12 protein-coding genes and 1 riboswitch are annotated in these 13,639 nt (G+C 37.3%); of the genes, 1 reads left to right on the forward strand and 11 read right to left on the reverse strand.

Annotated features, from left to right (window positions below; translation table 11 throughout):
• Position 1: 1 nt before the first annotated feature.
• The 5 genes from IGL86_RS08885 to IGL86_RS08905 form a co-directional block, all read right to left on the reverse strand.
• The gene (locus IGL86_RS08885; protein WP_002356804.1) at positions 2–583 is read right to left on the reverse strand and encodes a xanthine phosphoribosyltransferase; all 582 of its coding nucleotides are present in this window, start codon (positions 581–583) and stop codon (positions 2–4) included.
• Between the two features lie 154 nt (positions 584–737).
• A riboswitch (purine riboswitch) is annotated at positions 738–835 on the reverse strand.
• A gap of 146 nt (positions 836–981) precedes the next feature.
• On the reverse strand, positions 982–1,668 hold the full coding sequence (locus IGL86_RS08890) for a hydrolase (protein ID WP_002356802.1): 687 nt from the start codon (positions 1,666–1,668) through the stop codon (positions 982–984).
• Between the two features lie 19 nt (positions 1,669–1,687).
• Positions 1,688–2,329, reverse strand: a complete 642-nt coding sequence (locus IGL86_RS08895) for a glycoside hydrolase family 73 protein (RefSeq protein ID WP_002366997.1) — start codon at positions 2,327–2,329, stop codon at positions 1,688–1,690.
• Positions 2,330–2,428: 99 nt separating this feature from the next.
• On the reverse strand, positions 2,429–2,608 hold the full coding sequence (locus IGL86_RS08900) for a hypothetical protein (RefSeq protein WP_002384259.1): 180 nt from the start codon (positions 2,606–2,608) through the stop codon (positions 2,429–2,431).
• Between the two features lie 59 nt (positions 2,609–2,667).
• A complete protein-coding gene (locus IGL86_RS08905) occupies positions 2,668–3,192 on the reverse strand; it encodes a hypothetical protein (protein WP_002382789.1) in 525 nt (174 codons plus the stop codon).
• A gap of 166 nt (positions 3,193–3,358) precedes the next feature.
• Here IGL86_RS08905 and IGL86_RS08910 point away from each other — a divergent pair, with 166 nt between their 5' ends.
• A complete protein-coding gene (locus tag IGL86_RS08910) occupies positions 3,359–4,318 on the forward strand; it encodes a Gfo/Idh/MocA family protein (RefSeq protein ID WP_033625877.1) in 960 nt (319 codons plus the stop codon).
• A 46-nt stretch (positions 4,319–4,364) separates the two neighbouring features.
• Here IGL86_RS08910 and asnS read toward each other — a convergent pair whose 3' ends face one another.
• The 6 genes from asnS to IGL86_RS08940 form a co-directional block, all read right to left on the reverse strand.
• Positions 4,365–5,717 carry an asparagine--tRNA ligase gene (asnS, locus tag IGL86_RS08915; protein ID WP_002376912.1) on the reverse strand — a complete coding sequence of 451 codons (1,353 nt, stop codon included), beginning with the start codon at positions 5,715–5,717 and terminating at the stop codon, positions 4,365–4,367.
• A 16-nt stretch (positions 5,718–5,733) separates the two neighbouring features.
• Positions 5,734–6,933 (reverse strand): pyridoxal phosphate-dependent aminotransferase, encoded by a 1,200-nt coding sequence (locus tag IGL86_RS08920; RefSeq protein WP_002359774.1) that lies wholly within the window; start codon positions 6,931–6,933, stop codon positions 5,734–5,736.
• 38 nt (positions 6,934–6,971) lie between these two features.
• Positions 6,972–7,490 (reverse strand): DUF5590 domain-containing protein, encoded by a 519-nt coding sequence (locus IGL86_RS08925; RefSeq protein WP_002382785.1) that lies wholly within the window; start codon positions 7,488–7,490, stop codon positions 6,972–6,974.
• Positions 7,491–7,565: 75 nt separating this feature from the next.
• A complete protein-coding gene (locus tag IGL86_RS08930; RefSeq protein WP_002364421.1) occupies positions 7,566–10,355 on the reverse strand; it encodes an ATP-dependent DNA helicase DinG in 2,790 nt (929 codons plus the stop codon).
• Positions 10,356–10,535: 180 nt separating this feature from the next.
• The gene (locus IGL86_RS08935) at positions 10,536–11,912 is read right to left on the reverse strand and encodes a hypothetical protein (protein WP_002400823.1); all 1,377 of its coding nucleotides are present in this window, start codon (positions 11,910–11,912) and stop codon (positions 10,536–10,538) included.
• A 218-nt stretch (positions 11,913–12,130) separates the two neighbouring features.
• Positions 12,131–13,588 (reverse strand): amino acid permease, encoded by a 1,458-nt coding sequence (locus tag IGL86_RS08940; protein WP_010709705.1) that lies wholly within the window; start codon positions 13,586–13,588, stop codon positions 12,131–12,133.
• Between the last annotated feature and the right edge of the window lie 51 nt (positions 13,589–13,639).

Here is a 13,639-nt window from a genome sequence, read left to right on the forward strand (position 1 = left end):
ATTATGCATCCTCCTCTAAAAACGTCACCGTTCCTTCACTTAATGAAGCAATACGTGCTAAAGAGACTACATTTAAGCCCATGTCTTCTAATAACTGACGACCATCTTGGAATGATTTTTCAATTACGATACCAATTCCTTCAACCTTTGCACCAGCCTGTTGGCATAATTCTACCAATCCTTTAGCAGCTTGTCCGTTAGCTAAAAAGTCATCAATAATCAACACTTTATCAGCATCAGATAAAAATTTTCTTGAAATGGAAATTTGACTTGTCACTTGTTTTGTAAATGAATAAACTGAAGCCGTTAAAAGCTCTTCATCCATGGTTAAACTTTTTGCCTTACGAGCGAAGATCATTGGCACGCCTAATTTTTGCGCTGCGTATAAGGCAGGAGCGATTCCTGATGCTTCAATTGTAATTACTTTGGTAATGCCTGCTTCTGCGAAAACCTCAGCAAAACGATTACCCATAGCCTCCATTAATTCTGGATCCACTTGGTGCGTAATAAAACTATCTACTTTTAAAACACCTTCACCTAATACACGGCCATCATTTTTGATACGTTCGACTAATTCCTTCACAATATGAACTCCTTTACTTATTTTTCGATAGATGCTTTGTTCTCATCCTGAGGAAAGGACGGTTCGTTAAAAACGAACGAAATAAAACAAAGTGCTATTTATATTCGTGTTCTAACAAAAGAAAAAAGCCCATTTTGCCAAAGCAAAAAAGGGCTATCCGCTCTTCTTCACTTATAGACCAGCATTTACGGTGCTGGGTAGAGACGGTCAACCGTATTTTGACCTTATACAAGCTTCTATGTTTCTCTAGGATAGTACAAAAATCTCTAACTTTCAATGGTTTAACAACTTTTTTTCATTAGAATTTTCAAATAATTGGTTCATTCTTCCATTGTTCCGTAAAAGCGAACATTAAATAGCCAAAAACGCTTTGGCAGGATCAGCTGCCAAAGCGTTTTTTATTCTTCATCGGTTGCTTTTTCTTGTTCACGATATTTTTTCATTTTTTTGCTGAATAATTCACCGTTACTAGGGGGCGTATATGTAATAGCATTCGCTCCGGCGATAATGGTTTCATGGATACTCGATTCAGTTGGTCCTCCTGTTGCAATAATCGGTAATTCTGGATACTTGCCACGGAAATAGCGTACAGTGGCTGCAGTGTCTTTTCCTGCACTGATATTAATCATATCCACGCCAGCCGCAAGTTTTTCATCAATTGGCGTATGAATAGAAGTTACTGTGCTGATAATAGGAATATCGATTGCTTCATCCACCATTTTAATTGTTTCAATTGGTGTAGGACCATTCAAAACAACACCCATTGAGCCTTGTGCTTCTGCAAATAAACTCATATAAGCAGAACGCATGCCTTGCGTTAAACCGCCGCCGACTCCTGAAAAGACAGGAATATCCGCTGCTTCAATAATGCCTTTTGTAATCGCTGGATGCGGTGTAAAAGGATATACAGCAATCACTGCCTGTGCATCCGTATTGCGGATAATCGCAATATCTGTCGTAAAAATAATTGATTTTATTTTACGGCCAAAAATTTTAATGCCACTGGCTTGCCGAATAATCTCTGGCATTTTTACAATATCTTGTTTCAGCGGTGTCATAATTTCTGGAATCCACTTTTCGCTCATTGTCATCGTTCCTCCATGCTTAACGGTCGTATTTATTTAAATTGTATTCTTCAATTACATGAATGATCTTATCAGCGTATGTAGGATCCGTTGCGTATCCAGCATCTTGAAGCGCTTGTGCAGCCTCTTTATAATTTTTGGCTAACAAGACTTTTTCATATAAATTTGGATCCCAATCGACCCCATCAACAAATAACTTGGTATGATCTCGCATGGATTCTTCCCAATTGTCATAAACTCGAAAATCACCCTGAATCGTAATCCAGACCTCATTGACATACTCTTTTGTTTCTAAATTGACTTTTGGTTGATTGCCATATGCTTTAATCCCAAAAAGATTGTTATATTTCGATGCTAATTGACTTTGTCCAAAATTTGATTCTAAAACTGCTTGCCCCATAATAATACTTGGTAACACCCCGTAAGATTCTTGTAATTCACGTGCATACGGTGTGATTTCAGCAACAAATTCTTCTTTTGAGATGTTTTCATTTTGGCGATTGACTGACTCGCTTTGTCCCTTATCTGAATCAGAAAGGACAGATAACGAAAAGACAAAGGCCAAACCGACGACAACTACGCCTAAGAATAACTTTGGCAAATTCAGCTGCTTTTTTCTTTTTTTCTGATAGTTGCTCACTTCATTAATTCCCCACTTCATCTTTTATTTTCCGATAAAATGTTTCACTATCTTTCACTTTCGTGATTGATTTCATTTGTTACTATAACCGAATAATTGTATCATTTTCACAGAAAATTATCAACTTTCATCACTGCTTACGCTCGTGATTTCAGTACTTGATTCAGTGGTAGCAGTTGAAGAAACTGTACTACTTTCAGAAATTTTAGTGGATGATTTCACTGTTGTTTCAGTTGATGTGTGAACAGATTCTTCAACTGGCTTTTTGCCAAAAAAGACAAAAATTACCGCACCAAACATAATAATCACAGATAAAATCCCAGCAATTGTGTATTTCAAAAGACCATCCTTCCTATTCGTTATTCACCTACGTAAGTATCCATCAGATTTTCATTGACCCAATCTAATAATTCAACTTTTGAACCTTCCAATTGTCGTTGAATCGTAGCTGGTAACCGGAATGTAATAATATCATCAAAACCCCATTCGCCATAGGCCAGCGTCACTTTCAAATCAATATAACCAGCAGCAATTTCTTGTTCCTGTTTATTGTTAGGAATTAATTCTACAACGCCCAAATCAGATTGTAGCCATTTTTTGGCAATTGTTGTTTTTAACCGTTTATATTCCGAAACAGCTAGGTTACGTTTTTCCGGAAATAAGATGGTTTGGCGGAGTATTTTTTGAGTCAGCATCCACTCATAATCCGTAAACAAATTCTTAATTTTTTGCATGACTTCATTGTCCAAACCAAATTGGCCTTCTTTCCAAGCTTGCCAATCGGCTGCTTGAATTTGATAAGCGGAGTAAAAATTTTCTTCTGTTTGGTACTGTTCAATAATTGCGTCAACAATAATATCTACATAAACTTGATGCATAATCATTCGCCTCCATTTTCTATTTTACTGAAATTCTCTAAAAAAAGCATCTTTTTATCTCTGGATTTTATCATATTTACAAAATTGTCCTTGTTTTCTAATTTCTCTTGTTTACAGTATAATAAATAATGAAGAAGATTTGAAGAAATTGCATAGATTAGGAGGACTTCTTTTGACAAAAAAATTATATCAATGGGGCATCGTAGGATTAGGTGGGATTGCCCACGAATTTGCTTCAACGTTTAAACAAGAAACTAGCCAACTTGCAGCTGTTGCTTCACGGACATTGACTAAAGCAGAACAATTTGCCGCTGATTATTCAATCCCTAAAGCCTATGGTTCTTATGAAGAATTGCTAGCAGATGAAACAATCGATGTTGTCTATATAGCAGTGCCAAATAAACAACATGCTGAACACATTTTAAAAGCGCTCCAGGCCGGAAAACATGTGTTGTGTGAAAAAGCTATTACGATGAACGCAGCAGAATTAAAACAAGCCTTGGCAGTTGCAGAAAAAAATGACCTTATTTTAGCAGAAGCCATGACTATTTTTAACATGCCACTATACGACGAATTACGTCGCTTGATGGATGCTGGCAAATTTGGTCAGTTAAAAATGATTCAAGCACCATTTGGAAGTTACAAAGAACCCGATCCTAAAAATCGCTTTTTTAATCCTGACTTAGCAGGCGGCGCATTGTTAGATATTGGTACTTATGCGGTTTCGTTTGCTCGTTGGTTTCTCAGCTCACAGCCAGACGTTTTAGCTTCTAGCATGGTTCCCTTCTCTACTGGCGTTGATGAACAATCGGTGACATTGCTTCGGAATAAAGAAAATGAGTTGGCTACTGTTTCATTAACATTCCAAGCAAAAATGCCAAAGCAAGGAATTGTTGCTTTTGAAGATGCCTATATTACCATTACAGATTATCCACGTGCAGATGAAGCAATCGTTCACTACAATGACGGTACGGTTGAGACCATCGTTTCTGGGTACTCAGCTGAAGCCATGAATTATGAAATCTACAATATGGTTGAAGCAATCAAAGGTACTCAACCCAACCGCTCCTTATTTTTCACGACAGAAGTCATTGATATTTTGGACCAGATGCAAAAATTATGGCAGAATTAAAAAAAGAACTTCGGCTTTTGCCGAAGTTCTCTTTTTTATTTGTTCTCTATGGATAAATACGGTTTAACATACGTGGGAACGGAATCGCTTCACGAATATGTTCATTACCAGTAATGAACGTAACAGCACGTTCTAAACCTAATCCGAAGCCAGAATGTGGCACAGAACCGTATTTACGTAAATCTAAATACCAGCTGTATTCTTCTTCAGATAAGCCAAACTCAGCTACTTTTTCTTTCAAATAATCATAATCAGTTGCACGCTCTGAACCACCGATAATTTCACCATAACCTTCTGGTGCAATTAAATCGGCACAAATTACAACATCTTCACGTGTTGGATGTGGTTTCATATAGAAGGCTTTAATTGCTTTTGGATAATTTAAAATGAATGTTGGAACGCCATAGTAATTTGAAATAAAGGTTTCATGTGGGCTACCAAAGTCTTCGCCCCATTCAATGTGATCATAATCATTGTTTGCTTCTTCTTTTTGTAATAACTCAATCGCATCATCGTAAGTAATACGTTTGAATGGTTCCGAAACATATTTTTCCAGTAACGCTGTATCACGTTCTAAAACATCCAATGGATATTGTTGATTTTTCAATACTGATTTAATTAAATGTTTTACGTAAGCTTCTTGAATATCTAGTGATTCTTCATGAGTTGTGTATGCCATTTCTGGTTCAATCATCCAGAATTCCGTTAAGTGACGACGAGTTTTGGATTTTTCCGCGCGGAAGGTTGGTCCAAAAGTAAAGACTTTTCCAAATGCCATCGCACCAGCTTCTGCATATAATTGACCTGTTTGTGATAAGAATGCTGGTTGTCCGAAGTAATCTGTTTCAAATAATTCTGTTGTGCCTTCTGGTGCTGAGCCTGTTAAAATTGGGCTATCAATTTTAATGAATCCTTGTTCGTTAAAGAACTCGTAAGTAGCACGAATAATTTCGTTACGAACTAACATGATTGCATGTTGTTTGCTTGAACGTAACCATAAATGACGATGATCCATTAAGAAATCTGTGCCGTGTTCTTTCGGCGTAATTGGGTAATCTTCTGAAGCGCCAACGACTTCTAAATCAGTGATATCCATTTCATAGCCGAATTTAGAACGGCTATCTTCTTTGATAACACCAGTAACCATGACTGCTGTTTCTTGTGATAAATGTTTAATTTCTTGGAATTTTTCTGTACCAGCTTCTTCACCAAAGGCTTCAATGAAGTTTGGTTTGAACACGACACCTTGGAAAAAGGCTGTCCCGTCACGTAATTGTAAAAAGGCAATTTTTCCGCTTGAGCGTTTGTTAGCAATCCAAGCGCCAATTTTTACTGTTTCTCCAACATGTTTGTTTGAATCAATAATTTGAATTTGTTCCACGTTTGTCTCTCCGTTCATTTCTTAGTTTATTCTTTTAGGCGTTGTGCTGAATCCGTTTCTTTTCTATAAAGTCGTTCATTCGCTCAATCGCTTTTTCTAACGTCATTAAATCTGTCGCATAGCTCATCCGCACATGTTCTGGTGCACCAAAGCCTTCTCCTGTTACCAGAGCAACATGCGCTTCTTGTAATAAATCTTCCACCCAATTAGTCACGTTATCATACCCACAAATTTCTAACGTTTTTTTGACATTCGGGAATAGATAAAATGCGCCTTCAGGTTTTATTAGCGAAACACCTGGCAAAGCTGCTACTTTTGGATAGATATGATTCAGGCGTTTTTCAAAGGCCTGACGCATGTCTTCAACTGTCGACTGTTCACCTGTTAAAGCCTCAATTGCCGCATATTGGCTAACCGCGACTGGATTACTGGTGGATTGTGAAGCGAGTTGTGTCATTGCTTGAATAATTTTTTCATCACCGACTGCAAAACCAATGCGCCAGCCTGTCATTGCATATGTTTTGGAAACACCATTAATAATGATTGTCTGTTGACGAATTGCTTCTGAGATGGTTGCAATTGGTGTGAACCGATGTCCATTGTACACCAAACGACCATAAATATCATCTGCAATAATGAGGATATTATGAGCAACTGCCCATTCACCAATTTGGCGTAATTCTTCTTCCGTATAAATAACACCAGTTGGGTTAGATGGTGAATTTAAAATGATTGCTTTTGTTTTGTCCGTTCGTACAGCTTCTAATTGTGCGACTGACACTTTAAATGATTGCTCTTGCGTGCTTGATACAAATACTGGCTTGCCTTCTGCTAACTTGACTTGTTCACCATAACTTACCCAATAAGGGACAGGGATAATCACTTCGTCCCCAACGTTCAAAATGGCTTGAAATAATAGATACAGCGCATATTTGGCACCATCTGTCACAATAACTTGCTTGGGTTGATAACGAAGTTGATATTCTCGTTCCACATAAGAGACAATTGCTTGCTTTAATTCAGGAATGCCGCCAGAAGGTGTGTAATAACTTGCTCTTCCATCCTCAATTGAAGCAATTGCTGCTTTTTGAATATTTTTCGGGGTTACAAAATCTGGTTCCCCAACCGTTAAGCTTAAAACATCTACACCTTTTGCTTTTAATGCTTTCGCTTTGGCGGCAGCTGCTAATGTAACAGAAGGAGTCAATTGCTGTGCTCGATTTGATACGTTCATACACCTTTCACTCCCACTTTCATCAAAACCTATCTAAATTAAATATCTTTGACAACGTTGATCTCTTCGCCTTTATCAAAGCTCATCAGATAATACGTCAGTACTCCTTGATCATTTTCGGTGACCACTTCCCATGCAGGGCGCTTATCATAAAGCCCTAACGTAGCTTTCATCACCGATTCATCGGGATGGGCTTTAGCAACAATGTCTGTTATTTGTTGTTCAGTTTGACCATCTTTTTGATTTAAGACCGTGACTTTTTCTCCCGATTTAGGGACAATCACGACAATCTCTGTGCCTTTATCATTTTTGCCGGTTAAAGTAAAATACGTATTTTTGCGTGTAAACCAGTAAAATTTATCAACTGTTTCTAAATTAGCAGAAGTTTTGGCAATTGCGGTTGCTTCTTTTTTGGCTTGAGCCATTGGTTGATTGGTTCGTACAAAAAAGATAATTATTGTTACAAGAATTGCTAAAAGGATTGCCAATAGGGTTAAAAGGACAGTAATCCGTTTCTTCTCTTTCTTTTCTTCTAATTCCTCCAAAAATCCTTCCATCCTCTCTAAACTTACTGGGTCTTATTATAGCAGAAAAATAGCGGCCTTTCACAAATATGACCTAAAAATAATCGATTATTTGTTTAAAAATTCCTTTAATTCTTCTAAAATTTCAGGCATGGGCGCTTCTTTTACTGAGAGTCCCTTGGGAAACGCTTTGATTAATCGTTTGCCATATTTTGCAGTGACTAAACGACGATCCAGAATCAGCAATGCCCCTCTGTCTTCTTCAGAACGGATTAAACGGCCCAGTGCTTGTCGCAAACGTAAGGCTGCTTTCGGTACCGCTTCTTGAGCAAATGGTTGTATCCCTTCTGCTTCTAAATACGCATATTTTGCTTGCACAAGTGGTCGTTTCGGGTTTTCAAAAGGCAAACGCGTGACTATCAATAACTGTAAAGCTGTTCCTGGTAAGTCCACACCTTCCCAAAAGCTATCGGCTCCTAGCAAAACATTCGGTTTTCCATTAGAGAACCGTTTAAGAATTTTTTCACGACTGCCGCTAATCCCTTGGGCGAGGACCTCTTGTCCTTTTTCCAATAATCTTGGCTGGACTTGATGATACACGGTGGACAATAATTCATGCGAAGTAAAAAGAACCAACATCGAACGTTCCTCTTGCGCCATCAATTTTTCAATGGTATCTGAAATGTATTGACCCATCTCATAGGAAGAGGCATTTTGAATGGCTACTGCTTCTTCCGGTACATAGACTCGCGCATTTTCTGCATAGTTATATGGCGTTGGCAGGGTTTTGAACGTCACCTCTGTTAAACCTAACCGTTGCGGTAAATACTTTTTATTGTTGCCAAACTTCAATGTGCCGCTTGTATAAATAATTCGTTCATACCGCGGATACCACTTTGTTTCAGGAAGCAAACTAGCTTCTAAGTCATGAATTTCAATCAAGCCATGGTCTTCATTTTGTGGTAAATATTCTTTTACCCAACGTGGACGCCAATCATCAAGATAAATGGTAAAACAGTGATGAATACGTTCAATTTCATCAAAAAATTGAAATAAGCGAACAAAAACGATGCGATCAGCCAAACTAAAGGTTTCCAACTGACTCATAATTGTTTGCTGTAACTTACTTTGAATAGTTAACAACTCCTGCAGTAAAAGCTGGAGCGTTTGACTATGTTTTTCTCCCGCAGCAGATAAATAATCAATACGTTCTTTGGTTAAAAGCAACTCCTGATGGTCTATCCGCTTCTGCGTTTTACTAAATAAACGATGCAATTCAAAAAGAAAATCTTGCCATTCATCCACAAAATCCAGTAAACCTTGCTGATAAATTTTTACAAACCGCTGCTCTTCAGAAAACTGTTGAAAAATTTGCTGTAAAGCAACAAAAAGTTGTTCTTTTTCAATAAAATGCGTGACTTGTTTTTTTAGTATCACACTGTTCACTCGTTCGCTCGCCATCCGACTAGCGATGTCTGGTAAATGATGTGCTTCATCAATAATTAGCCACGGACTTTCAGGTAATAACGGTTGTTTTCTTAGCGACTCTTGCGCCAAAAATGCATGATTAACAATCAACACGTTACTTTGAGCGACTTTTTTATACAGATGTCTTAAAAAGTCAACTTCATAAAGTTCATCTTTTTTTGAAAGAAAATCCAATCCGCGATGTGTAACTTCTTTCCAGAATAAATGATTTAAATTCGTCAATTGTAGTTCATCTAAATCGCCCGTTTCTGTTTCTAGCAACCAGACGAGAACGCCCATTTGATAAAGAGCGTATTGTTTTTGCGGAGTTGGCTGATTCAACGTTGCCTTAAAGCGTTGTAAATCAAGATAGTGTCGATGGCTTTTAATAACAATGCCTCGTAATTTTCCTTGGCAGATTTGATTGGCTAATGGTAAATCTTTTTCCACTAATTGATTTTGTAAAACAATCGAAACTGTTGAAATGATGACTGGTTTTTCTGGCGTTGCTAAATAGCTCATCGGCAACAGATAGCCTAATGTTTTTCCCGTTCCAGTCGCTGCTTCAATAAATAAATCTTTTGTCGTTCCTTCTGTAAAATGATCATAGACTAAATTCATCATCCGACTCTGTTCCGCACGATAAGCGAAACGTTCGCCAAACAGTTTTTCTTTGGCTTTTTTAGTTTTGGGATACGTGCTAGTCTGATAGAACGTTTCTTCAAAAAGAGGAACTTCTTTTTTGCGTAAAGCAATGCCACTGACCACTTGATAAGCTGGATTTAATGGTGTGACTTGTTTTTTCATTTGTTCATACGTTTGTTGAATAAAAGTACTGGTTTCCCGCGCTGTCTGTTGACTTAATTCCGCAATTTTTTCCATAGTGACTAATGGTAAAGATTTCATTTTTTCTTGAATTAATAACAAAAGTTCGGCTGTAACCTGCGCATCACTATCTGCTTGATGGGGATTCTCATGAGACAAACCTAAGCTTTCCGACAAATCACTTAAACGGAAACTTTTTTCTGTCGGTAAAAAAATCTGTGCCAATTCCACTGTATCAATGGCTGGAATGGTAAGTGGCGGCGTGCCACACCGTACCAGTTCACGAGCTAAAAAATTATAATCAAAGTGGACGTTATGCGCCACAAAAATAGTATCTTCCAGATAATGATAAATTGTATGTGCTACATCTTCAAAATAAGGCGCTTTTTGAACTTGCGTATTACTAATCCCCGTTAAACTTTGAATTTGTTTTGGTACTACTTGATTGGGATTCACATCTGTCGCAAAGTTCGCAATAATCTTTCCATCTTGAACGAGAACGCATCCAAACTGAATGATCCGATCACTTGTAGGATCTGTTCCAGTCGTTTCAAGGTCAACTACTGCATACACTTGTTTGTCTTTCAATGACTTCACGCCTTTCATTCATCTTTGAAAATTATACTACAATTTATAGGATTTTCACTAGTATTTCAAAAATTCTCTTGAAATCTTTTCCAGAGATAATAAGAAAGAGCCTGAAACAAAAATCCAAAGTGATTTTTGTTTCAGGCTTAAAAGCTGATAAACTGAACGGTTTTGTCTTACCTTCTCCTAAATAAGCGATTAATAACAGTCAAGGATTTTCTGCATATACTGGTTTAATTGCCCATAGCCTTCCAATTCTCTGATTACTGGTAGCGGACAACGAACCTTTTTATTAAATAGGGTCCGCTTTTCAACATATTCTGTAACTTCGTCTAAAAATTTATCTAATCCTTTTTCTAATTTCATACAACTTAACTGATTGCAAATTCGCACGTCTCCTGCCTTTTTCTTTTGAACTTGTTTAAATGATTGTGAGAATGCTTTTGCTTCAAACATTTGTGCTTCTAACTGTCTTTTTTCAATCGTTATTTTCGGTACTGCTTGATTTCCATCAGTATCCTCTAACTGGCGACTCATAAAGCGACGATAAATTTCCTCTTCTAATTCGTCCAATTGTCGTTGAAAGTCCGCAGGAATTGTCCGACTTGATGAATTTTCTTTCTCACTTTCCATAGAGACAGCTTCTTTTTCTGGCTTCTGCTCCTCTTCTTTTTCGGCAGACTTATCCACTGAATTTAGCGAGCTTTTTTCTGTTTCTTGTGGAAAAGTAAATAAAGGTTTTGCCGCAGTGCTCTGCTGGTTTTCTTGTTTTTTTTCTAGCTGCGCTTCTTTAATTGGCGCTGGTTCAGATAACACTGGTTCTTTCGCTGGTTCTTCAAGCACTAGTTTGTTAACGGGAAGCACTGCTTCACTTGTTGCTACAGTTGTTTCACCTTCTTGATTTTCCAGATTATCAGGCGAGAGATTGACGTCTGGTTGTTCCGGATTAGTATCCTCTGATACTTTTAGCGATGCCTGTTCTGCGGCTATCACAGGAGAAGCTCTTTTCAAATGGATCGTTTTTATTTGTCTAGAAATGACGGGATTTCTCGTTTGCTTAACGGCTTCATTCAAGGAGGCTAAATTTTCTTTTAAAAGTGTCAACATTTCACGTAAGACAGCAATTTCACCAGCTAATTCCGTTAATTGATTTTCTTGCGGCACTACTTGTACATTGGTTTCATTCATACGGACTGTTTTTTTATTTTTAGTTGTCGGTATTTCATACATCCATTGTTTCAGTGCGAATCGTAAGTCACGAGTGGTCGGCTCAAAGCTTCCAAAATAAACAGTGTAGTACATTAACTCCGTTTCAACATAGACATAAATCTTTTTAACAATTAACTCTTCAAACTGTTCTGATTCATCCCAACTTTCACATAAAGCCTCAAAAAATTGTTCCCCTTCTGCTAAATTTTGGTACTCTTTCGCTAAATAAAGCTTGCGAATTAAGTAAAAATTATACGGTGTTTCAACATTATCCGCATAAATTTCTCGTCCTAAAAAATCTGGATTCGTTTCTTTACAAAGAAAGACCGTTTTCTCTTCTGGTTGTGTTTCAAGTGTTTTAGTCATGAGGTTCACTTCCTTTTTCTCCGTTAATAACCATTTTTAATGATAGATACCTTTAGTATACAGGAGAAATTCTTCTGATTTTCTCATATTTTTAAGAGACAATAGAAATTTTAGAGAAAAATCGACAGAAAAAAAACGTGAGATAAACAGTCCTATTGACCATTTATCTCACGCAAAATACTTATACTGACTATTTTATTCTTGGGACATGTAACCAATTATTCTGCTGAATCAATTGGCAAAATTTTGTCTTTTTTCTCGCGACGTGCAATTGCTGGTAAAATCATTCCTAATAGAATTAAGACGATTGGTGTCACAATGTTAGAAGCTAATTGGAACAACCAGCCTTGAGGGTCTGAGGCATACTCAAATTTAGGCACCATTCCTAGGATACAAGCAAAGGCTGTAAATAGGAAACACCAGAGACCAAACACAAAACCAATTTTAGGATTTTTAACAAATTTATATTCTGAATTAAATTGTTTGTATGCTTTGTTTAGAAGCATATAGGCAAAGAAGACCCACAAGTAACGCATTGGCATAACTACAGAATTTAAGTTAGTTAGCCATTTAACCACTTCGTTCATGTCCTTCAACCCAAACATCGGTAAAGCGATAATAATACTTACTAAAATACCTGTTAATAAGTAACCATTAATTAACGTACCTTTTTTCGTACGTTTACGTAACCAACTTGGAACAAATTCTGGATCTGCTTCAGCTAAAAGAATTTTCAGTGGAGCATCAATTGAAAAGGCTAATGCAGCCACTTGACCCACTGTATTCGTCAAAGCATAAACAATCATTAAGAGATTACCGACACCATAATATGCGCCTAATTTTTGGAAGGCACTGTAGGCACCATTTGCCATTAAATCTTTAGGAATATTGTCACTTGAGAATAACATGCCCATTGCAAATGAACCTAAAACAGCCGATAAACCAACCATTGCTGCTAGGAAAATCATTCCTTTAGGGAACTCTTTGGCTGGATTTTTAGTTGCATTTACGTAAGGAGAAATTTTTTCAGCGCCACCTACCGCAAAAACTAACATTGATACGGTTGTAAAATAACTAAAGTCAAATTTAGGAATGTAGGTGCTGACTTGTGACATGTTTGGCGTCGCAAATTCAACCGTTGAATTAATAAATGGTGCGCCTACCGCTAATAAAATGAATAAAATAGACATCACAAACATGGCGGTTCCAGCTAAACCACCAATAACTTTTAAGGTGGTTAACCCTTTTGTTGATAATAACAAGAAAACCAAGAAAATTATTAATGAAATAAATGATACCGTTACGATTGGCATCGTATTGACTAAGTTTCCATTCCCTTGAACTGCCCAACCTAAGGCAATTAAAATTGCTTGTGGTTTTTGTGCCAAGTAAGGAATGTGCACTACCCAATAAGTCCATGCTGCATAATAGGCTAGACGTTTAGTACTGGTATTTTGCACCCACGAACTAACCCCACCATTACTGTCTTTAAATGTTGAACCTAACTGTCCTACGATTAACGCATAGGGAATAAAATATAAAACTAAAATCAAAAGCCATGAAGTGACCACTGAAATCCCTTGTTGTGCATAATTATTCACAACATTTCCAAGACCCCAGACCATGTTAAAGGCAATTAACCCGACGGTGAACCATCGTAATTGCTTTTTGTCCATATAACCAATTCCTTTCTTATTAAAAAAATAAAGCTCTTCATTTATCATAAG

The organism is Enterococcus sp. DIV0774, from assembly GCF_050539095.1.
GTDB lineage: Bacteria > Bacillota > Bacilli > Lactobacillales > Enterococcaceae > Enterococcus > Enterococcus faecalis.

Bases quoted from the DNA above. Each gene is read 5' to 3' on its own strand.
- IGL86_RS08890 (WP_002356802.1), bottom strand. From the start codon at position 1,668: ATGAGCGAAAAGTGGATTCCAGAAATTATGACACCGCTGAAACAAGAT.
- IGL86_RS08895 (WP_002366997.1), bottom strand. From the start codon at position 2,329: ATGAAGTGGGGAATTAATGAAGTGAGCAACTATCAGAAAAAAAGAAAA.
- IGL86_RS08900 (WP_002384259.1), bottom strand. From the start codon at position 2,608: ATGTTTGGTGCGGTAATTTTTGTCTTTTTTGGCAAAAAGCCAGTTGAA.
- IGL86_RS08905 (WP_002382789.1), bottom strand. From the start codon at position 3,192: ATGATTATGCATCAAGTTTATGTAGATATTATTGTTGACGCAATTATT.
- asnS (WP_002376912.1), bottom strand. From the start codon at position 5,717: ATGAACGGAGAGACAAACGTGGAACAAATTCAAATTATTGATTCAAAC.
- IGL86_RS08920 (WP_002359774.1), bottom strand. From the start codon at position 6,933: ATGAACGTATCAAATCGAGCACAGCAATTGACTCCTTCTGTTACATTA.
- IGL86_RS08925 (WP_002382785.1), bottom strand. From the start codon at position 7,490: ATGGAAGGATTTTTGGAGGAATTAGAAGAAAAGAAAGAGAAGAAACGG.
- IGL86_RS08930 (WP_002364421.1), bottom strand. From the start codon at position 10,355: ATGAAAGGCGTGAAGTCATTGAAAGACAAACAAGTGTATGCAGTAGTT.
- IGL86_RS08935 (WP_002400823.1), bottom strand. From the start codon at position 11,912: ATGACTAAAACACTTGAAACACAACCAGAAGAGAAAACGGTCTTTCTT.
- IGL86_RS08940 (WP_010709705.1), bottom strand. From the start codon at position 13,588: ATGGACAAAAAGCAATTACGATGGTTCACCGTCGGGTTAATTGCCTTT.